At 38.0% G+C, this 25,256-nt stretch carries 28 protein-coding genes and 1 pseudogene; 15 read left to right on the top strand and 14 right to left on the bottom strand.

Annotated features, from left to right (window positions below; genetic code table 11):
* Position 1: 1 nt before the first annotated feature.
* The 10 genes and pseudogenes from HMJ38_RS06975 to HMJ38_RS07015 form a co-directional block, all read right to left on the bottom strand.
* Positions 2-976 carry an AAA family ATPase gene (locus HMJ38_RS06975; RefSeq protein WP_194973657.1) on the bottom strand — a complete coding sequence of 325 codons (975 nt, stop codon included), beginning with the start codon at positions 974-976 and terminating at the stop codon, positions 2-4.
* Between the two features lie 155 nt (positions 977-1,131).
* On the bottom strand, positions 1,132-3,900 hold the full coding sequence (locus HMJ38_RS06980; protein ID WP_194973658.1) for a hypothetical protein: 2,769 nt from the start codon (positions 3,898-3,900) through the stop codon (positions 1,132-1,134).
* A gap of 174 nt (positions 3,901-4,074) precedes the next feature.
* Positions 4,075-4,461: pseudogene (locus HMJ38_RS25765) on the bottom strand (sacsin N-terminal ATP-binding-like domain-containing protein); the annotation flags it as partial.
* 21 nt (positions 4,462-4,482) lie between these two features.
* Positions 4,483-4,677, bottom strand: coding sequence for a hypothetical protein (locus HMJ38_RS06985; protein ID WP_194973659.1), 195 nt, complete (start codon positions 4,675-4,677; stop codon positions 4,483-4,485).
* On the bottom strand, positions 4,677-5,207 hold the full coding sequence (locus tag HMJ38_RS06990) for a hypothetical protein (protein WP_194973660.1): 531 nt from the start codon (positions 5,205-5,207) through the stop codon (positions 4,677-4,679). Before HMJ38_RS06990 ends, HMJ38_RS06985 begins: the two co-directional genes overlap by 1 nt.
* On the bottom strand, positions 5,200-5,838 hold the full coding sequence (locus HMJ38_RS06995) for a DUF4145 domain-containing protein (protein ID WP_194973661.1): 639 nt from the start codon (positions 5,836-5,838) through the stop codon (positions 5,200-5,202). The genes HMJ38_RS06990 and HMJ38_RS06995 overlap by 8 nt, the downstream gene beginning before the upstream one ends.
* 4 nt (positions 5,839-5,842) lie before the next feature.
* Positions 5,843-7,096, bottom strand: coding sequence for a restriction endonuclease subunit S (locus HMJ38_RS07000; protein ID WP_194973662.1), 1,254 nt, complete (start codon positions 7,094-7,096; stop codon positions 5,843-5,845).
* The gene (locus HMJ38_RS07005; protein WP_194973663.1) at positions 7,096-8,562 is read right to left on the bottom strand and encodes a type I restriction-modification system subunit M; all 1,467 of its coding nucleotides are present in this window, start codon (positions 8,560-8,562) and stop codon (positions 7,096-7,098) included. The genes HMJ38_RS07000 and HMJ38_RS07005 overlap by 1 nt, the downstream gene beginning before the upstream one ends.
* A 191-nt stretch (positions 8,563-8,753) precedes the next feature.
* On the bottom strand, positions 8,754-9,125 hold the full coding sequence (locus HMJ38_RS07010; protein WP_194973664.1) for a GxxExxY protein: 372 nt from the start codon (positions 9,123-9,125) through the stop codon (positions 8,754-8,756).
* Positions 9,126-9,226: 101 nt separating this feature from the next.
* Complete coding sequence (locus HMJ38_RS07015) at positions 9,227-10,723, bottom strand: type I restriction-modification system subunit M (protein WP_194973665.1); 1,497 nt, start codon at positions 10,721-10,723, stop codon at positions 9,227-9,229.
* Between the two features lie 220 nt (positions 10,724-10,943).
* On the opposite strand from HMJ38_RS07015, the gene HMJ38_RS07020 reads away from it, so the two are divergent.
* The 8 genes from HMJ38_RS07020 (at position 10,944) to HMJ38_RS07055 (ending at position 16,037) form a co-directional block, all read left to right on the top strand.
* On the top strand, positions 10,944-11,096 hold the full coding sequence (locus tag HMJ38_RS07020) for a hypothetical protein (RefSeq protein ID WP_194973666.1): 153 nt from the start codon (positions 10,944-10,946) through the stop codon (positions 11,094-11,096).
* 105 nt (positions 11,097-11,201) lie between these two features.
* Positions 11,202-12,464, top strand: a complete 1,263-nt coding sequence (locus tag HMJ38_RS07025; RefSeq protein ID WP_194973667.1) for an AAA family ATPase — start codon at positions 11,202-11,204, stop codon at positions 12,462-12,464.
* On the top strand, positions 12,461-12,730 hold the full coding sequence (locus HMJ38_RS07030; protein WP_194973668.1) for an RloB domain-containing protein: 270 nt from the start codon (positions 12,461-12,463) through the stop codon (positions 12,728-12,730). Before HMJ38_RS07025 ends, HMJ38_RS07030 begins: the two co-directional genes overlap by 4 nt.
* Before the next feature lie 350 nt (positions 12,731-13,080).
* Complete coding sequence (locus HMJ38_RS07035) at positions 13,081-13,719, top strand: ATP-binding protein (RefSeq protein WP_194973669.1); 639 nt, start codon at positions 13,081-13,083, stop codon at positions 13,717-13,719.
* A 291-nt stretch (positions 13,720-14,010) separates the two neighbouring features.
* A complete protein-coding gene (locus tag HMJ38_RS07040) occupies positions 14,011-14,238 on the top strand; it encodes a hypothetical protein (RefSeq protein WP_194973670.1) in 228 nt (75 codons plus the stop codon).
* A 157-nt stretch (positions 14,239-14,395) separates the two neighbouring features.
* Positions 14,396-15,376 (top strand): phospholipase D-like domain-containing protein, encoded by a 981-nt coding sequence (locus HMJ38_RS07045; protein ID WP_194973671.1) that lies wholly within the window; start codon positions 14,396-14,398, stop codon positions 15,374-15,376.
* Positions 15,377-15,612: 236 nt separating this feature from the next.
* Positions 15,613-15,819, top strand: coding sequence for a hypothetical protein (locus tag HMJ38_RS07050; RefSeq protein ID WP_194973672.1), 207 nt, complete (start codon positions 15,613-15,615; stop codon positions 15,817-15,819).
* Complete coding sequence (locus HMJ38_RS07055; RefSeq protein WP_194973673.1) at positions 15,819-16,037, top strand: hypothetical protein; 219 nt, start codon at positions 15,819-15,821, stop codon at positions 16,035-16,037. The genes HMJ38_RS07050 and HMJ38_RS07055 overlap by 1 nt, the downstream gene beginning before the upstream one ends.
* Positions 16,038-16,150: 113 nt before the next feature.
* Here the strand turns inward: HMJ38_RS07055 and HMJ38_RS07060 are convergent, their stop codons facing one another.
* The 3 genes from HMJ38_RS07060 to HMJ38_RS07070 all read right to left on the bottom strand — a co-directional run bounded on the left by HMJ38_RS07060 (position 16,151) and on the right by HMJ38_RS07070 (position 19,200).
* A complete protein-coding gene (locus HMJ38_RS07060) occupies positions 16,151-17,242 on the bottom strand; it encodes a Fic family protein (RefSeq protein WP_194973674.1) in 1,092 nt (363 codons plus the stop codon).
* Positions 17,243-17,598: 356 nt separating this feature from the next.
* On the bottom strand, positions 17,599-18,615 hold the full coding sequence (locus HMJ38_RS07065) for a nucleotidyl transferase AbiEii/AbiGii toxin family protein (RefSeq protein WP_228779927.1): 1,017 nt from the start codon (positions 18,613-18,615) through the stop codon (positions 17,599-17,601).
* Positions 18,616-19,200: a DUF6088 family protein gene (locus HMJ38_RS07070; protein WP_194973675.1), complete on the bottom strand. Its 585-nt coding sequence runs from the start codon at positions 19,198-19,200 to the stop codon at positions 18,616-18,618.
* 180 nt (positions 19,201-19,380) lie between these two features.
* Here HMJ38_RS07070 and HMJ38_RS07075 point away from each other — a divergent pair, with 180 nt between their 5' ends.
* The 6 genes from HMJ38_RS07075 (at position 19,381) to HMJ38_RS07100 (ending at position 24,032) form a co-directional block, all read left to right on the top strand.
* On the top strand, positions 19,381-19,599 hold the full coding sequence (locus tag HMJ38_RS07075; RefSeq protein ID WP_194973676.1) for a hypothetical protein: 219 nt from the start codon (positions 19,381-19,383) through the stop codon (positions 19,597-19,599).
* A gap of 215 nt (positions 19,600-19,814) precedes the next feature.
* A complete protein-coding gene (locus HMJ38_RS07080; RefSeq protein ID WP_194973677.1) occupies positions 19,815-21,131 on the top strand; it encodes an ATP-binding protein in 1,317 nt (438 codons plus the stop codon).
* 421 nt (positions 21,132-21,552) lie between these two features.
* On the top strand, positions 21,553-21,777 hold the full coding sequence (locus HMJ38_RS07085; protein ID WP_194973678.1) for a hypothetical protein: 225 nt from the start codon (positions 21,553-21,555) through the stop codon (positions 21,775-21,777).
* 388 nt (positions 21,778-22,165) lie between these two features.
* Positions 22,166-22,318, top strand: a complete 153-nt coding sequence (locus tag HMJ38_RS07090) for a hypothetical protein (RefSeq protein WP_194973679.1) — start codon at positions 22,166-22,168, stop codon at positions 22,316-22,318.
* Positions 22,319-22,732: 414 nt separating this feature from the next.
* On the top strand, positions 22,733-23,128 hold the full coding sequence (locus HMJ38_RS07095) for a DUF3037 domain-containing protein (protein WP_194973680.1): 396 nt from the start codon (positions 22,733-22,735) through the stop codon (positions 23,126-23,128).
* A gap of 61 nt (positions 23,129-23,189) precedes the next feature.
* Complete coding sequence (locus HMJ38_RS07100) at positions 23,190-24,032, top strand: alpha/beta fold hydrolase (protein WP_194973681.1); 843 nt, start codon at positions 23,190-23,192, stop codon at positions 24,030-24,032.
* 226 nt (positions 24,033-24,258) lie between these two features.
* Here the strand turns inward: HMJ38_RS07100 and HMJ38_RS25520 are convergent, their stop codons facing one another.
* Positions 24,259-24,393 carry a hypothetical protein gene (locus tag HMJ38_RS25520; RefSeq protein ID WP_262892875.1) on the bottom strand — a complete coding sequence of 45 codons (135 nt, stop codon included), beginning with the start codon at positions 24,391-24,393 and terminating at the stop codon, positions 24,259-24,261.
* A gap of 190 nt (positions 24,394-24,583) precedes the next feature.
* Here HMJ38_RS25520 and HMJ38_RS07105 point away from each other — a divergent pair, with 190 nt between their 5' ends.
* Positions 24,584-25,255 (top strand): 3-keto-disaccharide hydrolase, encoded by a 672-nt coding sequence (locus HMJ38_RS07105; protein ID WP_194973682.1) that lies wholly within the window; start codon positions 24,584-24,586, stop codon positions 25,253-25,255.
* Position 25,256 lies beyond the last annotated feature (1 nt).

The raw sequence follows: 25,256 nt of genomic DNA on the forward strand, positions 1-25,256 counted from the left end.
ATTACTTTCTTTTGGAAAGGGCATCGATCAGGTCTTGCGGTTGAAGTTTATTTTGCCCGTCTAAAATCATGGCTTTGATAGTTTCTTCACAAGCTCGAACGATATCCGAAAAATTAAGTCCTAAAAACTGTTTTGCTATTTTATGTATCTCCAAAGGCTCACTAAATGAAAAAGCCTGCAATTGTTTTTCAATCATCAAAATGATTTCTTCCTCTGTGGGAAGGGGAAATTCTATTACTTCATCAAATCTTCTGAATAATGCCTTATCCAGCATCTCAGGAAGATTGGTTGCACAGATAATGATGCTATTGCTTTGGTCTTTTTCTATATTGATCAGGAAAGAGTTCAACACCCGCTTGATTTCTCCTACATCCTGTCCTTGATTTCGATGGCTACCAATAGAATCAAATTCATCGAAAAGATAAACGCCACGATGATTAACCATAGCATCGAAAATCACCCGAAGCTTGGCAATAGACTCTCCCATAAACTTGGAAACAAGTCCATCCAAACGCACAATAAAAACAGGAATACCCAATTCCCCTGCAATGGCCTGTGCAGTCATGGACTTGCCACATCCCGGAGGGCCGGAAAGCAGAAGTTTTCTCTTAGGTTGCAGATTGTATTGACGTAGAAGTTGCCAGTTGTTTTGTTCTTTGATCAGGCTTTCCAGAGATGCCTTGGCATCGGGTTCCAGGACCATGTCTTTCAGCTTGATCACAGGTTGGAAAACATCCAGCAATTCTTTTAAATCACGCTGACTGGGAAGAATGGGGACTGTTTTGCTTCTGTCTGCAAATGGTTGGCTTCGTTTTAACCTTGCCTTGTCAATCAGTGATTTTAATTCCTGGGCCAAGGCAGTATGTCCCTTTTGGGCTTCGGCAGCAGCAATCTGCAAGGCGGATGAAATGAATCGTTCATCATCCCCTTCTCCAAAATGCTTGATCAAACTTTTTATTTGTTCTGTCGCTCCCATAAAACAAAATTAGAAATTTCTATTTGACATTGTAACCATTAAAAAAAAACTAAATAAATAGCATTAGGTTATTTACTGTTGCTTAAATCATCCGTGTAGAATTAATAAAGACTTTAAATGAAATATTCTTAAAATTGAGGAAAATTTTGATTGACTTAAAATATTTGTCTAGTTATTTTCTGAATCATGTCGTGAAAAGAACCTGCTTGCTTCAGTAATTTAGATTTTTGAATTTCTATTCTTTCTTTTTCCAATAGAATTAGGCGAAGTTTAGAATCAAAATTTTCTTCCCTGCCAATGATTTTTTTGTAAGTAAGAAAATCATTATATCCTGATATAAAAAGATTAAATCCTTTTATGATAGCTTTGGTGTTCTCTTTAATGTAATCTATCGTTATCGAATTGTTTTGTGGTCTTTCAATCAAACAAATAGCAAAGTCCCCTTTTGAATTTATCGCCCTATCTGCTTGACTTGGGGCAAACCTCAATGGTTTTAAGGATCCATAAGCATAGGATTTTAATTCAATGTAAAAAACCTTTCCATTTTTAGTATTGGTTAATTTAAAGTCAAAGGATCCTGCACCGGTATGGATTAATTCCCCACGAAGTGATTCGTTTTTTAAAGCTTTCATAAAGGCTAATTCTACTTCTGAACCTACTTTAAGAAGCCAATCCATATTTTGCTTTTCTGAAACAAGGTCATCTGCATATTGAAGAAGTTGGGAAGCGGACCCAAGCATTTCTGCTCTAGATATCAAGTCCATTATTTCCTTTTTTGGGATCGTTGAATTTGAGATTTGCCTCAAAAGTACCTTGTTGTCTGGATCAGCCAACATCTTGATTTCATCTAACGTGACGTTGGAATTCCTCATAGTTAGTTTATAAAAAAGTTCATTAGATTTTTCTTTGAATGACTTCAAATACTTTTCAGCTCTTTCATCTTTATTTGACCATTCAATTAAATCCAGAAGACAATTTCTGTATTTTTCCAAATGGCCAATTTCAGGCTCTGATAAGTCATTTTTCTGAAGTTCAAATGCAAGCTCTTGGACTCTGCTTCCTAATTCTTCAAACTTGATGGTTTCAGCCATCGGAATTGAAATACACTCATGAATCAAATCAATTCTCCAATCTTCATTTTCATCCAATTCATATAGAATATCCAGGAGTTTTTCATCTAAGGGAATTTCTGGTGATCCAAAATTTTTCAAATCTTCAAACGCACAAAAATCACCATATCGATTTGGTACTATTGCGCCATATTTAATTAATGATTCGAAATCAGCTTTTCCTTTCAGAAGATTCAGATATTCATCAATCCATCCCTTAGCTTCTTTTTCCCCAATTTTCAAACAGTCTGCTAATCCAGAAATATTTTCAGTTTCCTCGATTTGATTGTTGATTAATTCAATGAAAAATTTCAAAGCATGTTCATATCGAAACGTTTCTATATGGTCAATTGGTATTAATTCAGCCTCATACCCAAAAATCTCCTTACCGAAATAAAATATTTGATTCTTAAAACTATCAGATTTAGAATCTTTTCCTAGTAGCTGAAGAATTTGAATTAAAAGATCTTTTGAGTTTTCTCTTTCTTTAAACTTCCATTTAAACCTATTTCCAGACAGAGATATCTTCTCTTTTAATACCTCATTTATCTTAGCTGAAAGGTCAGATAAGCCAAGCATTTCGACCGAGATACCTTTTAATTTGATAGAGCTATGAATGATACAATTCCTCCAATCATCATCAAACGGAACCACTAAATCCAAAAACTCATCAGCAATTGGGTCATCAGTATCCTCCAAGTACAGGTCTTCTAACAACAAGAAATTATTATTGTGATTAGGAATTATAGAGTACTCATTAAGCAGTTCTGACTCCCTATTATCTACCAAAAATTGAATTAACTGATTAATCCATTCTCGGACTTTTTCCTTTTTAATCTTCAATAACTCGGAGACTGCCTGAACCGATTTTAATTCTGATAGCTCACTCAATAAATCCTCTAACCCGTAATAAATCTTTTCAGGCCATAATTCTTCTTCCGAGGTAGGCCCAACAAATTCTATCCATTCTAGAATGTTACTTTCATGGGGAACCTGTGAAGCTCCTTTGAAAAATTTCACCAATTCATAAAAAGCAAGTTTAGACTCATGACTCAAACCATACTTAGGAATAAAAGAGCCACTCAAAGGTTTTACTATTCCAGCCTCACCTGTCTCAACAACTTCTGAATTATAGATAAACTCTCGATAGCCTTCGATTTGTTCTTCAATCCATGGTCTACTGGCATCACTCCATTTTTCATCTGGAAGTCTAGAAAAGACTGTAATGAATCTGTTTTTGGCATCGTTGTTAATTAGCCAATTAGTAAATTCTGTAGCTGCCTCATATGCATTTTCAATAATATTCCGATTCTGGACGGCATCAATACCGTCTTTACTATGAAGCAAAATACCATCTCTATCCTCTGTCGGATTAAATTTAAATCCGTTTAGGATGAATGGAAAGTGAAATTTTTGAGAGCCTATTAGAGGAAAATCTCTAAAAAGTCTGGGATTTTTGGCATCATGAGGAATTAATTTCATGTTTTCAAAATCTTCAACTTCCACAGCCAATGAAACCTCAGGAGTCGAATAAGTAATGAAATTATGATCTTGGTCAAATTCACCATCTTTGTAAATTGTCACAGTATACCTTGAAATCTCATCTTTTTGTTCCTTCAACTCACTTGTAAATGAAATTTCAGTTTCTTCAATTTCATTTAAAACTTCCACTTCTTTGATTTTTGGTAGGTATACCAAGGTTAATGGCAGAGTATTGACTAGATCCTTAAGGCCTTCTTCAGCAAAGGATAAGCGCTCCTCTGTATCTAAGAAATAAGTAAAAATAGTATCAAGTGAATCTTCTTCCCGATGCAATTCATATTCAGGGATTTTTGGGAAAAACTCATCATTTTCAATATCGCGAATATGATTTAGGGCTTTCTCGATCTTTGGAAGCATTTCCTCTGATGTATTTCCTGATCGATCTAATAATGACTTGAATTTTCTATGAATACCTCGATGGTTTACAACACCTTCTACCTCGATGATTTTGGATAATAGGTGGGTACTGATAAATCCAGTTCCAAATTTACCTGTCACTTCTTCATCTGCATTGGTAGAATCCTTGGAACTGACTTGCTGAATCAAACTAAAAATATTCTTAAGGGTAAAGGGGTCTCCATTATGTTTAAAAATCAATTTTTCCTTAGTCAAGGTCAGTTGAATAGAAACTCTCCCAAATGCTATATTTGGAACATCTTTGGCATTTTGGATCAATTCCCAAACCCAGCGTTTTGAAGAATCGGCTGGATTATTTTCAACCTTACTTAATATTTGTCTGATTTTATCCGCAGTGAGTTTTCGGTTGTTTTGTTCTTCAATTACTCTGGGGTCGTCGAAATCTAAGTCAGCGACATTTGATTTTAATTCACTCATGGTTAATGTTATAAAATTTAGTTAAGATTCTTTTTCAAAAATCACTTCAATGAATTTCACAATAAACCCAATATGCATTTCGTAACTTAATCTTATCTCTTCGGGAACCTCTGGACCAAAATCCCCTTTAACTAAGTAAGTTCTCACAAATTCCTCTGACGAAAGAATTTGGTAAGAGGACATTATAGGATCAGGTTCAAAATAGTTGGTATCCATTACTTAATTGTTTCAAACATTTCTAATGCTAATTTTTTTGCATCCTCTCGATTATGGTTTGATAGGCCGATTTGTTTCTGAAGAGTTGGCCAATTAACCGTTTTGGTTTTGATTAGAAAAACTAATTCCGACTGAATACTTTGATAGAAATTTCGTGTTTCGGTTCTAGAAACATCGGCGAATGGTATAAATTCAAAAACATCCAAAATCAATTCCTCTGTTTCAAAACCACTTTCTTTCATGTAAGCTTTAGCTATCGATTTGGCTAAATCTTGGGTAAGACGTGATATCAATGGACCATGTGCGTAACCTACATAACAAAATTCATCTTTAAATTTAATAGAGAAAATCTTTGGCTGATTTGATTCTAAACCCGAAGTGTAGTCTTCTTCTTTTGCATTTGAAATTCTTATGAAATATTGAGGTTTTTCATGTAGTGACGCCTGAACCACCATCTCATTGGTTAATTTATATTTCTCTTCACCTTTGATAAGAGAAAAGACATATTGGCTTTTAAAAAAATCACTCATCTTTCTTTTTATTGTCTCTACCTTCAATTCCTTTAAGCTTTTCTTCTGGCAATCCATTATAGATTTCATCTACCTGCTTTGGTAGCGTGATCATATACTCCACAATCAGATTCGTTAAAGAGAAAAGTTTTCCAACGGTTTCTGGATCATCGGTATCAATCTGGCCAGGATGCACTGCGTCATTTCCAATTACCCGGACTGAATCCAGCGCTTTTTGAACCATTGGTGGTAGGCCTCTTTTGACTATTTTGCCAATATCTGTATTGATATTCTTACCTTCTTCTCCTAGTTCTTTACAAAGAATCTGAATTCCAAGTCGCAGTAAAGCCGCCGCACCTCTAGGGGATTGATTATGGATAATTGAAGCTTCATTATACAATTTCAAAACGGATTCTGGCATATCTGAATTAGGGAATGGAGCACTTCCACTGTTTGGGTACCTCAATTTTCCATTTACCCAAACTGTCGATTCTTCACAATTATGGCATGTTCCTATCCACAAAGGGTTTGAAGATTGTAATTGTTCAGTATAACCATCCCATGACCGGGACCACCAACTTTGCATAGAAACTGTATTACAATGCGGGCAAGTAAAAGACTTTTCTCCAACTATTGGTCGTATGTACTTCATATATTTAGAAAATTTGATTGATTAGGGATTTTTGGAGGTTACGGGATGTTAATATTTTTGACTCCACATTAATAATACTATCCTCAATTTTTTTCGAATACTCTCCTGCATATTCCTGCTCCTTTAAGCTTGGAACAATTATTTGCAATCTTAATAAGCTTTCAGATTGTACTGCAGCTTGACCTATCCATTTGGTACAAAGTCTTTCAAATAGTCCAATATCAAAGTGAAACTTCAACCATAAATAGAGGAATTTTTGGGTTATTATATTTTTATTGGCTCGTAAGCGGGTAAAATGATTGCTGAACGTAAAGCCAACTATTTCATCTGTTGCCAATATGCTTTTCCCTACTAAATCTTCGCTATTAGTATTACAAAAAAGAACATCATCAACTTCGATTAAATATCTTTCAATATTAATCCTAAAAGGAATCATTGCCACTTTCTCTAAATCAATTCTACCTTCTCTAGTTACATTGTTCATTCTTAACTGAGGAATGCCATTATCATCTCGTTGCCCCTCAGCAAAACCGTTTTGAAAGTCGGAAATAACATCAGAGAGTTTAATAGTCAGCCAACCAACAGGAAATTCTCGCTCTTCCCAAAAAGTTTGAAAAAGAGATTTACACTTTAATGGTTTCTTGTCTAAATCATGATCAATGTGTGAAGTAAAGATTTGCCAAATAAAAGCCTTCAACTTCTTTTTTAACCTCTCCAAAACCTCCCTCTCCCTCTCAATCACCTCATCCATCACCCAAAGCAATTCAGCCAAGCGAGCCTGTTCGGCTTTGGGGGGAAGGAGGAATTCGTAGTTGGCTAGGTCTTTAAATTTTACCCTGGGAGATAGTCCTCCTGCTGAATGCTTGATAGCATAATCAAAAAACTTTTCATTGTGAACGATAAAGGGAAGCAACTCTGACAAAAGCTCTTTTTTGGCTCTTAAGACAGTAATATCTCCGGAACAAATTCCATCAAATTCTGCTTGAGCAGCTTTTTTTAAATAAGCCCTTCTTCTGCCAAACAGCACATCACCTTTTCGGAACTTCTTAGTAAAGGTGGTACTTTCTTCTATTGTAGCAGACTTGCGAAGATGAAAATCTCCTGAGTCAATATGTTCTAAACCTACCACATGCTCAATACTTTCAGCAATGATATCCTTGCAAATTTCTTTAGGTTCGGCTACTAGATCGCCGAATTTGACCAGCTTCCAATTTGACTTATCAATATTCAAATCGGTATAGTTCATTACTTCTTCCATTACCCTTTTAAAATTTCAAAAAGCTGATTCATACTACTTTTAAGTTCTTCCCCTTGGCTTTCCCAGTTTTCATAAGCAAGTGGAAAAGGGAGAATCGAATCAGCCTCCGCCTTTTCAGGCCTAACATACAGACTAATTGCCATGTTGCCTTTATTATCCAGTATATCATCTATTGAAACTACTGCTGCAAAATTGTCTATATCCTCAAATCGTTGATAAGCCTCAAAAATCCTATCAAGATGATTATCCAGTAGGTATCCAATAGTTTTCTCCTGTTTCACTTCATGCACTGCATTGATGAAAAGTACCTTTCCCTTTCTTTCTTCACTCTTGTTGGTTTTGGTAATCAACAAACAAGCTTCCATTGGAGAATTATAAAACAGATTTGGTCCCAAGCCAATGACACATTCCACCAAGTCTGCTTCGATCATCTTTTTTCTCATTTCACCTTCTGATTCCCGAAATAGGATTCCATGTGGCCAAAGGGAAATAGACCGTCCATTCCTTTCATCCAAACTCTTTTGTATATGCTGCTGAAAAGCATAATCAGCACATCCCTGTGGCGGAGTTCCCCAAGCATTCCTGCCATAAGGATCATTTTCAAAACCTTTTCTATCCCAAGCCTTGATAGAGTAGGGTGGGTTGGCCAGGATGACATTGAATTTCTTCAGTTCATCATGCTCCAAGAAAGCAGGTTGGGCCAAAGTGTCTCCCCGCACTATACTGAACTCCTCTATGCCATGCATAAACATATTCATCCTAGCAATGGCCGAAGTAATCAGATTGATCTCTTGTCCATAAAGCCTGAGTGTTCGGTATTCCTTTCCTTCTTCTTTGAGGTGAAGGGCACAGTTCAGCAATAAACCACCCGATCCACAGGTCGGGTCATAGACTGACTCTCCCGGTTGGGGGTCCATGATTTTGGTCATCAGCTTCACCACCGTCCGGTTGGTATAAAACTCCGCAGCCGTATGTCCACTGTCATCCGCAAATTCCTTGATCAGGTATTCATAAGCATTCCCCAGCTTATCATCCGCAACCGCACTCAAGTTGAGCTTTTGTTTGGAAAAATGTTCGATCAGGTTGATCAGCGTAGCATCAGAAAGCCTTTCCTTATTGGTCCAACTGGCATCGCCAAAAATCCCGTAAAGTGTATCTGGATTCGCTTTTTCGATTTCTCGCATGGCATTTTGCAGGGCCATTCCCACATTGGTGGTAGTTTCCCGCACGGTATTCCAATGCGATTGTTCAGGCACCTGAAAGTGATGGTTTTCTGCAAAAGCTGCATATTCCATATCGCCGTCACTTTCTTTCAGTGCATTCTCAAACTCCTCCTCATACACATCACAGATCCGCTTGAAGAAAAGCAGTGGAAAGATATACTGCTTATAATCTCCCGCATCGATGGTGCCCCTCAATATCTTCGCCGCACCCCAAAGGTATTTTTCGAGTTCTTGTTGGGTCATATTATTTTGTTTACCACAGATTTATACAGTTGGTTCACCACAGATTTACACAGATTTGCACAGATTCTTATTTTAGTGTTGGTTTTTAGCTAAAGTGTAATTTGTTTTATTCTTCATTTACAATAATTTTTTGACCAAAAATTACTCAGAATTTTATCTGTGTTAATCTGAGCAATCTGCGGTGCAATCATTCACATTATAATTCTGTTAATTCCTTTTTTCATATCCTGTACATTAAAGTTCAGCAAGAGTCCAAGTTTCAAACCTGATAATTTGAGATAGGTCATGACTTGGGCTTTGTGAATTGATGCAATTTCATCTACAGCCTTCAATTCCAAAATTATCTTTTTTTCTACCAAAAGATCTATCCTGTAACCTGCTTCCAGCAATTTGTTGTCATACTCCACAGGAAGCACTTTCTGTCTCTCGACAAAAATCCCGGATTTCAATAGTTCATATTCCAAACATACTTCATAGGTTGACTCCAACAATCCAGGTCCCAAAGCGCCATGTACCTTATAAACGCATCCGATAATTTTATATGACAAATCATTCAATTCCATGAACTATAATATTTAGGTACTTGAAGTTGTATTAAATCAATTCCAGTTTCAATATAGTTTTCACCACAGATTCCACAGATTTTCTCAGATTTTAATCTGTGTCAATCTGAGATATCTGTGGTGAACTTTAATAGAATCTTTTTAAATCTTTCCTCAGCCTTTTGACTTTCCTCCCATGCTTTTTTCAGATCCGCCAAAGCCTCTTCTACAGAAGGCAGGTTATCCTCTATGACCTTTTCTACATAAAGCGGCATATTCAGGTTGTAGTCGTTCTCTTCAATATCTTCCAAGGAGGCTACTTTGACATAATTGTCCACATCCTGAAATTCTTTGAACCAGGTGAATATTTGCTTGACATTTTCAGGTTCAAGGAAATTTTGTGCCCTGCCCACTCTCACCTGATCAGAACCATCAATGAATAGCACTTTTCTTTTTTTCTCCGCAGTCTTGTTCTGCTTGAATACCATCACACAAGCTGCTAATTGGGTGCCATAGAAGATATTGGAACCAAGCCCAATCACCGCTTCCAACAAATCCTGTTTGAGTAAAGCTTCTCGGATTCTTCCTTCTGCACCTTTTCGGAACAAGGCACCATGGGGCAGAACCACAGTCATTCGGCCTGTGCTGTTCATGGACTTGATCATGTGCTGCACCCAAGCCATATCTCCGTTGCCTTTCGGTGGCACTCCTGCTATATTTCTTCCGTATGGATCGTTCACCCAATTTTCACTTCCCCAATCATCTAAGGAAAAAGGCGGGTTAGCAATCACACAGTCAAAAGTTTTTAATCCATCCGCAGAAAAGAAAGCAGGATTCCGTAAAGTATCTCCCCTTACAATCTGAAAATCTTCAATTCCATGCAGGAACATATTCATTCTTGCGATGGAACTGGAGGTAAGATTTTTCTCCTGCCCATAAAGGGTCAGCGTTCTGTAATCTTCCCCTGCTTCCCGTAGGTGATCCACACATTCCAATAACATACCACCTGTGCCACAAGCAGGATCATATACACTTTCTCCCTCATGTGGATCCAAGATCAATCCCAATAAATGGACTACTGACCGTGGGGTATAGAATTCCCCAGCTTTCTTATTGGTCAAGTCAGCAAAGTGCTTGATCAAATACTCATAAGCTTGCCCAAGGATATCCGGTTCTACCAGTGAGTTGGAAAGGTTGTATTGTGAAAAATGCTCTATCAGATCAATCAGCAATCTATCAGAAAGTTTGTTCTTATTACTCCATTGCGCATCACCAAAAATCCCATATAACAATTCCTGATTGGCCTGTTCTATTCCTCTGAAAGCTTTTTCGATCGCTTGCCCTACATTGGTTGTCGTCTGCCTTACATCATTCCAATGACAGCCAATCGGCACTTCAAACCTATGGAATTCAGGCAACATCGCATATTCAATATCTCCTCCTGATTCTTCCAAAGCTTGCTGATATTCCTCATCATAGACATCAGAAAGCCTTTTGAAAAACAGCAAGGGAAAAATATACACCTTAAAATCCGAAGCATCCACCGGACCTTTTAAGATCCACGCGGCTTTGGAAAGGTACTGTTCGAGTTGGGAGAGGGTGAGTTTGGATTCCTTCATTTAAAATCTGGTTGAAAAAAGCATTTCTCAAAGATAAAAGAATTGGGGAAAGAGATGGATTTATTTTTAAGTTGCTTTTTGATAAAATTCATCAATAAGTATTTTTTAGTTTATTTTTCATTAAATCATCTATACAAACAATGTAATAATATATGACACCCAAAATGGACTGCCTTCTGCCACCCCTTCCAAGACCATCAAGGAAAATCCTTATGGGGGATTGGATATCTATGAAAACAAAAACGGCATTCCCGGCATTGTTCCCCATCAGACCCTCAAACCCAATACCCACGGAGGCTACGATGTGTACCAAAACAAAAACGGGATTCCCTCTATCACTCCGACTGCTGTGATTAAGAAAAAGGATGAGTAGGGGGGGAGGGTAATTGCAAATCACACCCAGCGGAGGAAACAAAAAGTTTATTATAGTAATTTTAATGTTTATATTTGAAAAAATTTTACATATAAGACTATTAAAATGGTATTAGAAATCCGATTGAGTAATTTTTTCTCCATTAAGGATGAAGTCTGTATTGATTTTCGAGCTGCAAATATCAAATCAGCCAATGCGAGAGCATTAGCTGACAATGTGTTTCACCATGAGAAAACCGATATCCTTAAAACTATCGTGATGTATGGCGCCAATGCTTCAGGGAAAAGCAATGTGATCAAGGCTATCCGTTTTTGTAACACCCTGGTATTTAGATCACACATGCATAATGAAAATACGGTTTTCAATTTCAAGCCTTTTAAGTTTAACGGTTTCAGTAATAAACCTAGTAAGTATTTTATCCGCTTTATATCCAATGAAATCGAGTATGAATACGCTTTTAGTCTAACCACTAATCAAATTATAGAAGAAAGTTTACACTTTTATCCAAAGGGAAGAATCAAGGAAGTCTTTACCCGAGATGAAAGAAAAGGGAAAGAGAAGAGCGATATTTACACTTTTAGAGATGTCATCAAAAGACCCATGGATGTGGCCGAAAATACATCAAACAAAACGCTCTACATCAGCAGAGCAAGTCAAATGGACAGAGAAATTCCTAAGGAGATTTTCAATTACTTTCACAATACATTTATCCTTCAATATTTAGGTTTTGGTATCTCTGCGATTGAAAAGCTTAGTAAGGAAAATACAGAGCTATTGATTGATGCATTGAAAATCGCTGATAGTGATATCGTTGATGTTAAAATCAGATCATTGAAACAACCTGGAAAAAACTTCAATGCCAATCTGGATACTTTGACGGTGACTGTTGAAGAAGTTGTTCAAGAAAGACTTCAAATTACAACATTTCATAAGAGAGACCCGCAGAAAGGTTTTGACTTCTTGACGGAGGAATCCCAAGGTACTATTAAGTTGTTTTTCATCATGCTGACTATCATGGATATTGTAAAAAACAACAAGATATTGCTAATTGATGAAATAGAGGAGAGCCTTCATCCGAAAATCATTGAGTATATCTTCAATTTCTTTAGAGCAAGCAAGAGTGCCCAATTGCTTTGCACCACACACAACACCAAATTTTTGGATCTCAAGAAAATGCGGAAAGACCAGATTTACTTTGTGAATAAAAAAGAGGATGCTTCTACAGATGTATATTCTCTTTATGATTTCAGCGACTTTAGAGATACTATGGACTTGGAAAAAGCATACCTTCAGGGAAGGTTTGATGCGGTACCGATTATAAATGACTCTTTGGAAACTTTAAAAGAAAAATTGTTGGTGCCAAAATGATTATTTCAAACCCATCGATTGAATTATGGTTTTTGTATCATTACACGAACCAAAAAGCTGTCATATCTACCAATGATTGTATCAAAGAGCTATCAAATCGGAACAGGAACCAATACAAGAAAGGGGTGATTGATAAAAATCTCCGGGAAAAACTGGATGCTGAATGTAAGAAAGCCTGCGAAAGAGCAAAGACCTCACAACTTTTTCAAAACCCATCATCTAATATCTATGAACTGATCGAAGATTTGGAGAGTGTTAAAAAGTAAAGTCAAAACAAGAAGGACCATTACTTAAATAAATCCAAATGTCATCGCCATGAAAACCCATATCCTGACCCTCGTTTCTTTCTTCTTCTGCCTGACCCTTGCAGCCCAGACTTACCAGAAATACCCGACCCAAAACGGTATCCCGTCTATTAATCCTAGCACGACCGTCAAACAGCCCCCAATACTCTGAATGTGTACCAAAACAATAACGGGATTCCCTCTATCACTCCGACTGCTGTTATTAATAAAAAGGATGAGTAGGGGGGATTTTTTTGATGATGCAGGGATTCTAGTTAGAATAAAAAACAATCATAAGTATATGAAAGGAGATTATACTTTTCTGACATTAGATGGAGGTTGCCGATGCACCCGAACCCACTTACAGAAACCCTTTTCTAGTAGAAGCCATGATCAATCTGAATATGATTGATGCTATTGGAAGTGGCATCAAGCGTATGTTTAACATTCAGAGGAAGAAGTTTTTTCCAATGCCGGAATATGAATTCGGGGGCAAAAAGGTAAAACTTATAATTACTGGGAAGGTGATGGATCTGAATTATGCACGAAAGGTTGCGTCTATGCCTGATTTGGGATTGCTGGATATTATTGCTTTGGACAAAGTTTCTAAAGGAAAGAAACTCAATGAATCGGAGATTAAAGAACTAAAGGCTAAAGGATTGATTGAAGGCAGAAAACCTAATTTTCATATTTCTGCTACTGTTGCAAAAGTTACTGGAGAAAAAGCAGATTATATTAAACAACGTGGCATTGATGATGCATACTGCCAAAAAATGATATTGGATTATATTCAAAAATTTGGTGAAGGTCGAAGAGAAGATTTTGAGAAGGTTCTATTAGACAAACTACCCGACGTTCTGGGTATTGACCAAAAAAGAAATAAAGTACGCAATATTCTTCAAAAGATGAGAAGAGAAGGATTAATTGTACCTGAAGGCAAAACATGGAAGATGTCTAAGCTGAATGTTTAGACATTTATCGACGGGATTTAGACAAATACTTAGACGGATTTTATTATATCTAATTGATATATAGTAATTTATACTATACGGTCTTCATTAAATTTAGACATTTAGACGAACTTTAGACATTTTGAAATAAATAAATCCAAATGTTAACGCCATAAAACCCATATCCTAACCCTCGTTTCCTTCCTCTTCTGCCTGACCCTTGTAGCCCAGACTTACCAGAAATACCCAACCCAAAACGGAATCCCGTCTATTAATCCAAGCACGACCTTCAAACAGCCCCCAATACATTGAATGTGTATCAAAACAATAACAGGATTTCCGGAAATCCTACCTTCCCAAACCATCAGGGTGCAGCCCAATGGAACAAAGGAGGTCTATGAGATGCAATATGGCATCCCGGATATCTCACCCTCCCAGGTAATCAAACCCAGCTACCATGGAGGATATGAAGTGTATGACACCCAAAATGGCCTGCCCTCCATTTCACAAAAGAAATGGATAATACTCGAAGATAAATAGTATACAAGGGTAAAGAATAGAATTTTGTATAGAGATGTCAAAGGACAAGAAATTAATCAGCTATAGGTCAGAACCATAAATAAAAGGTTTAAATCAGGTTGGCACTTTCTGCTACTAATAATTACATTGTAAACAGTTGGAACAATAAAACACCAAAATGGGAAAATTTATAACAGGGAAAGAACTTGAAGAGGTGATCACAGATATAATTTATAAGGCTAAAAAAACACTTATGATAGTATCACCTTTTATAAAACTAGATGACTATTTTAAAGAAATGTTTAACAAACATGAAAAAAACCCTGATCTTCATATAATTCTGATTTTTGGAAAAAACGAAGGTTTATACAGCAAAAGCCTTTCAAGGGAGGATTTTGATTTTTTCAAAAAGTTTCCAAAAATAAGTATTGTATATGTTAAAAACCTACACGCTAAATATTACGGAAATGAAAAGATGGGTGTAACTACCTCAGTTAATCTCTATGATTTTTCATTTAAAAATAATATTGAGTATGGTATATATAAAGAAACGCAATTTTCATACACCTTCAATGGAAGTTTTGATTCAGACGTCTTTAATTTTTCATGGGATTTAACCGAAAACCACCCTTGTGTTTTTGTTAGAAGACCAATTATTCAAAAATCACTTATGGGATTAAAAACCAAATATCTGGGCGCAGAAACTTTGTTGGACCAATCACATGAATTCATAAGGAACAAATTTGACATAAGTCCTAGGTTAAATAAATTCCCCGATGTTTTAAAAGAAAATGATGATTTAAAATTTAAAGGAAAACCTTCTAGGGAAGAAATTGAAATCAATTACAACAACCAAAAAAAGGAATACAACAATCCTGATAAGGAAAAAGCTAGTTTAAACTTTTCAGCATCTAAAAGTAAATATCATCAAGAGGATATTCATGTAGGGTATTGTATCAGGACAGGTGAACAAATTGATTTTAATCCAGAAAGACCATTTTCTTACCAAGCATTTAAATCCTGGAATTATTTTGGAAATGCTGATTTCCCGGAAAAATTCTGTCATTTTTCCGGTGAAGCATCAAATGGTGAGACTTCAGCTGCCAAACCGATTTTGGGTAAAAACTGGAGGCAGGCAAAGAGTTTTATGGATTTTTGAACTTTCTAAAAATTTGAAACAAGAAAAAACATCGTCGCTCGCCCAATGATGGTTTTCAATATTTGAAATAGTGAGTTTAACTGCATATTAAGATCCATCTTGACCACCTGTTCCGGTGATGTTGACCACCTTTTTCCGATGATATTGACCACCCCTTTTAGGGCTAATTGCATCTTCAAAGGATAAAATTCCGATGATTTTTACCACTGGTTAAGGAAATTTAAATATATTTTAATATGTCAAAAGATAAAATGAATATTTCAGATGAAGAATTAGATAGGGATTTAAGGAATCTCTATCTTGATTCTGATAAAGATTCTCATATCCCGTTGGTAGATGATGAGTATTTCCATAAAATTTATGGAAAAGAAAATTATGAAAATATGAAAGCAAAAAGGGCTGAAAAAGTTAAAAAAGAAAAAGAACGTTTAGGTTTAATCTGATGAAAATCCAAATCCTGACCCTCATTTCCTTCCTCTTCTGCCTGACCCTTGCAGCCCAGACTTACCAGAAATACCCCACCCAAAATGGTATCCCGTCTATTTTTCCAAGCGCGACAGTCAAACCCGGCACTTCCCCCAATACCCTAAATGTGTACCAAAACAAAAACGGGATTCCCTCTATCACACCGACTGCTGTTATTAAGAAAAAGGATGAGTAAGGGGGGTGTAATTGCAAATTACACCCAGAGGGAGATTAATTAGGGTACTGGTGACACATTTAGAGATAGTTATAAAAATGGAATATAGCTTATTTATCTTAGGCTGGTTGGTCTCATTGGTCAAGGGAGCTATGTTCAAGAATTTTCATTAAAGCAGTATTGAGGTAGAGTTTTTCCTTTCCTACCTTTTTGGAATTCAGGAAACCTTTATCTTCCAAAGCACTCAGGTAGTTTCCTACGGTTTTTGGAGTTCCCAGGCCTACATCAATCAATGATTGCCTTTTGGTGTAGGGAAGTCTGAAAATTACCTCTATCAATTCCTTGGAATAAACCTTTGGCAATGTATTGCGGATACTTTCAGCAGTTGATTCCATCAGTTGGGTTACCTGTTCCAGTCTTTTCAACCCGTGATTGGCCGTGCTTTCGACCATTTCCAGCATGTAGAGGATAAAATCCTCCCAATTCTGATTTTCTGTTACTTCCCTCAGGCAGCGATAGTAATCGTTTTTATGCTGAATGATGTATTCACTGAGGTATATCGCCGGTATATCGAGCAGTCCTGTTTGCTTGAGAAATAGCAATAGCAGAATTCTACCCGTACGGCCATTTCCATCGGCGAATGGGTGAATCGCCTCAAATTGATAATGTGACAGCGCCATTTTGATCAAAGGATCAAAGGATTCATTTTCATTGATGAACTTCTCCCAGTTGGTCAATTTTTCTCTGATCACAGGTTCTCCCGTTGGGGGCGTGTATATTACCTCTCCATTGGGATTGGCTAAAGTTGTTCCGGGGGTATTTCGGATTCCAGCAGTATTTCCTTTGATGATCTGTACCAATTCTATGCAGAGATTAGTAGTGATAAAGGGCCTTGATTTCATCCGTTCCAACCCCAACCAAAGTGCCTCCTTGTATCTAAGAACTTCTTTGGTTTCCGGACTGTCAAATTTTTTATCAGCAATAAGGGCCTGGTAAAGGTCATCATTGGTAGTAATGATATTTTCAATGGCAGAACTTGCTTTGGCTTCCTGTAAGTGAATGGTATCTAAAAATAGTGTAGGATTGGGCAAACTACGAATAGCTCCGTTCAATTGAGCCAAAGCCCTGCTTGCCGATATTGTTTTCAACAGGATGGGTTTTGTCTCCAAGTCTGCCTTCGGTGGAAGTAGGGGGAGTTCGTTGTATGGAATTTTTCTATTAATCATATATTGGAACAGGAGTAAAATTTACACTCGTAAAAGTAACGAGGGTAAATTTATTGAATTTTTACCCTCGTTCAAAAAACAACGGTAAAAATTACCCTTGTTTTTTCATGTTGGGATTAGTTCCAAGTGCTTCCGAATTAGATGGATAGTTTGGATAGCTTGGTGAAATTACAAATTACACCAAGCAGGGGAAAAAAGAATGGGTAGGGGGAGAGGGTTGTTTTAAGAAAGTGAAATTCTGGTTATCGTAATCTGACATGTAACAACCTTCAAATCATGTCAAAACAGATATTTTTGGATATTCAGTTGATATTAAGATATTTTCGAGACAATGATCAAACACTTTGTCTTTCAGCTTATTTTAATATTATTTCCCAATCCAATTTATTGATTTTGGCTTTGAGGGTTTTTAATTTTTCAATCATTTCTTTGAAGGGAAGTGAATCTCCATATATCATTTGTTCCTGCATGGTCTTGTAATCATCTTCCCAGGTTTTTAAGATATTTTCCGGAGGAATCGGGTTGATATACTTAGGTGCGTGCTGCTTATAATCCATACCATTTATTCGGTTAAGCCGGCTTCTGTGTCTGACGATTTCCTGATATAAGTCTGGGGAAGCTAAGGCGATTTCCGCAAACTCCGTATCCATGATCCGCTCGATATCATACAGGTGACGGCTGAGTCTGTGGGTTCTGATATTTGTTTCCTGTTTTTGAAATTCCTCATGGAGCAGGAAGATCTTTTCCAGAAAAGTCCGTTCTACATTGACACAAGGGATATCGATAGGGAAATCTGCAAATGTTCTTCCTGCAAAATAATCTCCCACAAAACTATTGATCGGTCTTAGGGTAAGGGGTTCGTACAAAGACCTACTTCCAATTTCAATAAGAACTCTTGGGCGGATGTATTCGGAAACTTGTGGCAGCACTGATGGGTAGATTAACTCTATGGTCTGTGGATCCTTGTCTGATTGGGTACTTTCAGGTAGGTCAAAAGTAACATCCAATAATTCAGCCTGCTCAAATTTTTCTTTTAGCTTGGGATAAAATATTTCGCGGACAAAATTTTGGGAAGCCCTTCGGAGTTTATCGACTTGATGTTTGCCCAAGTCTCCTTCAAACCCCAAGTATTTCCTATCCAAAGCCAGGTCAATATCTTCGGAAAAACGCTCAATCATTCCCCAAGCTTTGCTCAGGGAAGTTCCTCCTTTGAAAACCAAAGACCCAGCCATCTCCTTCTCAAAAATCAGCCTGAGCGTCTGGACCACCCACCAATCTTTTTCGATGGCAACGGGCTTCAGTTTTGATTTTACTTCAATGTCTTTAAAGATATTGATTTTACTTTTATCCGGGATTTTCAACCATTCCTGCATTTAGACTTCCTTTTGGTTTGAAAGTGATTCCCGTATGATTTCCCGGATCCATTCTGGGGCAAGGCGCATATCATGCTCCAACCTGTGTCGTTCTTCTTTTTGTAACAAGGCAATGATTTTTGCTTTATCTCCTGAACTTACTTGATCCTTACCGATAGTTTTCAATGCCTGAATAACCAAGATACTGATTTTACCTATGGCATTTAGATTTTTCGGACTTGTCTTTTTAAACAAGATGGTCTGTTCCCCAGCCTGAATTTTGCGGGGTGCCCCATCAGTAAGGTAAACGATATTGACAGGAACCTGAGGAGAAAGCCCAAGGGCATGCAGAGCAAATTCACCCGTGGGGATAATTCTTGCCTTATCCCGCTTGGCAATTGCGTGGGCAATTTCTTCAGTAGTGATGTGGACTTCACCGATATAAGGGTCTCGCTGTGGTCGAGAGTAGATACCTCTAGCCACCCTTTTGATCTCAGATTTCTCGACTAATCTATCCAAGGCCTTTTGTATGGTATTGGCACTACCAAACGAAATAAAATCCTCTATGAAAAACAGCGAACCCCCTCTCGCTTTTTTCATTTTCATAAGTATCTTATTTTCAGTAGATATAGCCAATTTTTTATAATATTTCTGTCGTTAAAGTAGAAAATATTTCCGACAAAATGATACTTGTTTCAAGATTGATACAAGCATCGATAAAAATTGGCGATTTTGTTCCTTGTAACAAATTTTGATAAAATTTATTACAATCCAAATGTCATCGCCATGAAAACCCATATCCTGACCCTCGTTTCTTTCCTCTTTTGCCTGACCCTTTCAGCCCAGACCTACCAGAAATACCCTACCCAAAATGGTACCCCATCTATTTTTCCAAGCACGACCGTCAAACCCGGCACTTCCCCCAATACCCTGAATGTGTACCAAAACAAAAACGGGATTCCCTCTATCACTCCGACTGCTGTGATTAAGAAAAAGGATGAGTAGGGGGGATAAATCGGGGGGGGGTGAGGAGTGAAGCCAATGATATGGGATTAAGTATTGAATAAAAAACTTTCCGTCAGGTGTATGGGGATTTGAGGTCTGTTGTTGATTTAAAAAATGAGCGATATATTGTTGCATTAAAAGATTGTGGATTGATCAGTTCAGCTGATAAGCATTGGTTGACAGAGTTTAGAAAGGGAATCGAAACCAAATAGTTTATGTCAGAAAGTCAAAACATAGAATGGAAAAGTAGCTGGCATAATGACTATCTGAAATGGATTTGTGGATTTGCAAATGCCAATGGAGGCACTATTTATATCGGTAAAGACGATGCTGGTAAAGTAATTGGTCTGGCAAATGCCAAACTGCTTTTGGAAACTTTACCCAATAAAATCAGAGACAGCTTAGGTATTGTTTGTGATGTGAACTTACAAACTGGAAACGGACTGGATTTCATTGAAATTATTACCAAACCGTATTCAGTACCCGTTTCATTGCGTGGACGCTATTATTACCGTTCAGGGAGTAGTAAGTTGGAATTAACCGGTAATGAACTCAATGACTTTCTTCTCAAGAAAGGTGGGAAAACGTGGGATGATGTTATGGAAGTGGGAGCATCCATTGATGATATAGATGAAACGAGTGTCAGGAAGTTTTTGCAGGATGCCGCGGAAAGTGGCCGTATGCCGGATGTATCGGGCCTAAGCACAATGGAGATTTTAGAAAAACTACGGTTACAAAAAGAAGGGAAGCTAAAACGGGCAGCCATCATATTATTCGGTAAAGATCCAAATCAATTTTACCCCAATATTTTAGTGAAAATTGGACGTTTTACAGGAGAAGATGAGGATCTGACTTTTCAGGAAATCGAAGAGGGAAATCTAATAGGACTTTTATTAAGCGTAACCGAACAGCTAAATAGGAAGTTTTTGACAAAACAAATTGATTTTAAAGGTTTGCAAAGGATTGAAAAAGGAGAATATCCGGTGGCGGCCATCCGTGAAATGCTGCTGAATGCGTTGGTTCATCGTAATTATATGAGCAGTTCCGTTCAAATGAGGGTGTATGACAATAAAATCACCATTTGGAATGAAGGCAGCCTTCCCGAGGGATTGGATTATGAAGCCTTAAAGAGGAATCATAGCTCCAGACCAAGAAACCCCATTATTGCGGATGTGTGCTTTAAAGCCGGTTACATTGATGCATGGGGTAGAGGCACTCTCAAGATTTATAAATCTTGCCACGAGGCAGGTTTGCCTGAACCGGACATAAAGCCTTTGGATGGGGGAGTGGTTGTCACCCTTTTCAAAGATTATTTAAACGAGGAGCAACTTAGAAAATTAGGGTTGAATAGCAGGCAGATTAGGGCTGTTCAATTTGTAAAAATGAATACTGCCATTTCTAATGCTGATTATCAAAAGTTGAATGACGTTGGCAAAACGACAGCAACCGAAGAATTAGGTGAATTGGTGGCATTTGGGGTGTTTAGCCCACCAAAAGCCAAAGGACGTGGAGCAAAATATACTTTAAATTAATTGGCCGCTAATTGGCCAAATCGGCCGTTGATTGGCCGCTATTAGACCAAAAAAAGAATAGTATGAGAAACTAAGCAATAAAATAGAAGCCCACGACCGCTTCATTACAGAAATTCTAGATGACAAAAAGTACACTATAGATTCCGTTAAAAAGTATAAAGCATCTCATCCAGCTTGTGGTTTAACCCCAGAGACCACAAAACAAATAGACCTTTTTACAAATTTAGGTTTAAATCCATTAAGTCCCCTGCACAGCCCCCAATACCCTGAATGTTTATAAAACCATGAACGGGATTCAGGAAATCCTACCTTCCCGAAACATCAAAGTAATGGAACCAAGGAAGTATATGGGACGCAATATGGCATCCCTGAAGTATTCCCCTCCCAGGTAATCAAACCCAGCTACCATGGTGGATATGAAGTGTATGACACCCAGAATGGCGCGCCTTCCATCACCCCTTCCAAAACCATCAAGGAAAATCCCTACGGTGGATTGGATATCTATGAAAACAAAAACGGCATCCCCGGAATTGTTCCCCATCAGACCCTCAAACCCAATAATTACAGAGGCTATGATGTGTACCAAAACAAAAACGGCATCCCCTCTATCACACCGACTGCGTTGATTAAGAAAAAGGATGAGTAGGGGGATTAATGGCTATAATCAGAACTATTTTGAAGATTATGTTGTATGAATATTAATGAAAATATGACTTGGTATATTTGAATCAGGTTTAGAATTTTTTGAGTATTCGGTTTCTTGCATGTTACCAAATTTTGTATTCTCAAACATGTTAGTATCGAAATGTCAATTATATAGTTACTTTTTTTCTTGACAAAAAAAGTAACCAAAAAAGTCAAGACTGCGGAATCCTATCCACGCGCAAGGCCCTTGCCGGCCCGGTCCGCAGTCAATCCTCCCCGCCACAACCTGAGAAATTTAATCAAGATTAAGAGTTCTGGTTAACCAAACGAACGTGCAATATTTCGAATACTCAGATAGAATTTTGCTGCGAACATAAATTGCTACAGTATTGACTATTAAAAGCATTCCTGTATTAAAAGAAAAGGAAGCAGAAAAATTTGTTAAAATGGCAGAAAAATCCGTTTCAAAAGGCTCTACTGTAGATTTCAGTAAAGAGTTGGTGAAAGCGCATGCCATTCTTAAAAAAGCCAAAATGATGTAAATAATAAGGTTTTGGGATTTTTATTAGATACTTGTACTTTTTCTGTTCTGAGCAAGGAAATCTTAAGCAAGACCAAGGCTTTTGATTGTGGTCATCAGGATTTAAATGAGATTAATGTATTTTGATTTGATTGAAATTTCAGGTGAATAAATTCCTTATTACTTTTAATTTTTTCGTTACTTTAATAATCTACTAAATCTGTAAATTGCCTGCCTTACTTCAGATAGCTAACTTGATTGTATGGATAGAAGGATGTAATTGCAAATTACACCCAGTGGAGGGATTGCCAGAGGAATTGGGATTTGAAAAAGATGAAATCTTTAAAAATTTGACCAAAAACATCTTTTCTCAAGATTGGATTATTCAGGTAAGTAAAGCATACCGGGAATTCATCTCATTAATAACAAAAAAACCATGAAAAGCACCTATTCCATTGTTTATACTCCGGTTTCCGCTGTTTCTCAAGAGCGGATAAATTTGGGATTGCTAATGATAGGCGATCAGGGAGAAGGTATGTTCAGATATTCTCATAAAAAACTGAATTCAGTCAAAGCGCTTTTTTCACCTGATGGATTTAAGCTGCTAAAAACAACACTTAGTGCCCTGGAAAACCAGTTTTTTAAGGAATCGGGGTCTTTAATTCCCCAAACTGAAATAAATTCAGAACTGATCCACTACCTTTCTTATTATTCAAACAATTTAATTTCCTTCACGACTCCGAAGACGATTGAAATCGAATTAAATGAAGCAACATTCTCAAAATTGTTTGAAAAGTGGATTTTCAAAACTTTAGTCAGTCAGCGTCAATAAGTTACGGTTCCTTCCAATCCGAAAAAAAACCTCAAGCAAATCAAGACACACCATCAAAAAAATGCAGGCAATTAGGCAGATTAAAGTAGGGGATTTGGAATTTGACTGCCGGGTGGCAGGGGATCCAAAAAATCAGGCCATTATCCTGCTGCATGGCTTTCCGGAGACTTCTTTTATGTGGATCCGCCTGTTGGACAAGCTGGCTGCTTTGGGATTCTACTGCCTGGCACCGGATATGCGCGGCTACAGTGCCCATGCCTGCCCCAAGGGGGTAAAAAACTATACCGTAAAAAAGTTAACTGAAGATATCCTGCATTTGGCCGATGCCATAGAGGCGGCTAAATTCCACCTGATCGGTCACGATTGGGGGGCGGGGGTAGGCTGGAATGTGGTCTATCAGCATCCCGAAAGAATCCTCAGTTGGACAGCCCTATCGGTGCCGCATTCCAGGGCACTGGGCAAGGCCATCAAAACAGATCCGGAACAAAAAAAGAAAAGCCGCTACATAGGCTGGTTTCTGTTCCCCTTTATTCCCGAAATCATTATCCGCAGGAAAAATTTTGAAAAATTCAGAAAACTCTGGAAAAACAGTTCCCCGGAAGAGTTGGACAATTACCTGACCGTTTTTGGAAGAAAGCAGACCTTAACCGCCGCCCTGAATTATTACCGTGCCAATTTCAGAGGCGGAAAAAGCTGGCCCATCGGGGAAATTACCACCCCTACCTTATTGATCTGGGGAAAATATGACCTGGCCATTGGTGCCGCGGCAGTGGCAAATAACCCCAAGTACATGAAAGGCGACTATACTTTCCTGGCCTTGGAGGGCGGGCATTGGCTGATGCAGACCAATTATGCGGAAGTGGAAAAAGCGGTGGTGGAGCATGTGACTAAATATAGAATATAGCCGGTAATAGAGGCCAAATGGATAGGAGGGGGGTAATGGCAGATTACACCCAGTGTGGGCAGGCAGGCATCATCCCGAGTTCCCAATATTTTAAAAACATTCAGAAAAGTAATGACACTTGTTTTCACGTCGCGTCCGCCGCGAATTCGCTGCGATCGTTGCGTGAAACATTTAACACCTCATTGGTAGTCACGAGGGACTCCAGCGGTACAATTAGACGGTTGAATTATTGGAAAAATATTTTGCCCTTTTGGTCAAAATCATCCTTTTTCCGGACTTCGTGAGATGCCCCTAATCCCGTAGCTATCGGGACGGGACAGGCTTTCACTACGATCAGCATGACGCTCCGAAATTCTGTCATTTGTAGTTAGCGAGAAGGTATGGATAGAAGGCTGTAATTGCAAATTCACTCAGCGGTGGCAGGTAGGCGTGTTTAATTCTTAATTAGCGGGGCATTTATTTATGACTGAATGACCTTTTTTAAAATTTTTCAACAAGTTATTTTTATTTGTATTATTTTCAATTTAATTAAATGATTAAAAAATCTCCCCATGATAAACAAAACATTGTTTTGCCTCGCTGCATTGATATGCTTTGGCTTTGGTACCACCAACGCCCAAGAAATCCCTGACACTGAGTTTACCCCGCTTTTCAACGGGCAGAATCTTGATGGATGGGTAGGGAATAAATCAGCATATCGTGCTGAAAACGGGATGATAATCGTCGACCCCAAAGGTGGTGGAGGTGGGAATCTTTTCACCGAAAAAGAATATGGCAATTTCATATTCCGATTTGAGTTTCTCTTGACGCCAGGTGCCAACAATGGTCTTGGCATCCATGCGCCTTTGGAAGGGGATGCCGCTTATGTAGGCAAAGAGCTCCAGATTTTGGACAATGAAGCGGAGAAATATGCCAATCTTGAGGATTATCAATTCCACGGTTCAGTATATGGCGTCATGCCTGCCAAGCGCGGCTATTTGAAAGCTCCCGGGGAATGGAATCAGCAGGAGGTCATCGTCGAGCATCCCAGAATAAAGGTGATTCTCAACGGAACGGTCATTCTGGAAGGTGATTACCTGGAAGCAAGCAAAAACGGAACAATGGACCAAAAGGACCATCCAGGACTTCAGCGCAGCAGTGGCCATATTGGCTTTTTGGGACATGGAGATGTCCTCCGGTTCCGCAATATCCGAATCAAAGAATTACCCTTGACAAACAAATAAT

This window comes from Aquiflexum lacus, assembly GCF_015476655.1.
GTDB classification, from domain to species: domain Bacteria; phylum Bacteroidota; class Bacteroidia; order Cytophagales; family Cyclobacteriaceae; genus Aquiflexum; species Aquiflexum lacus.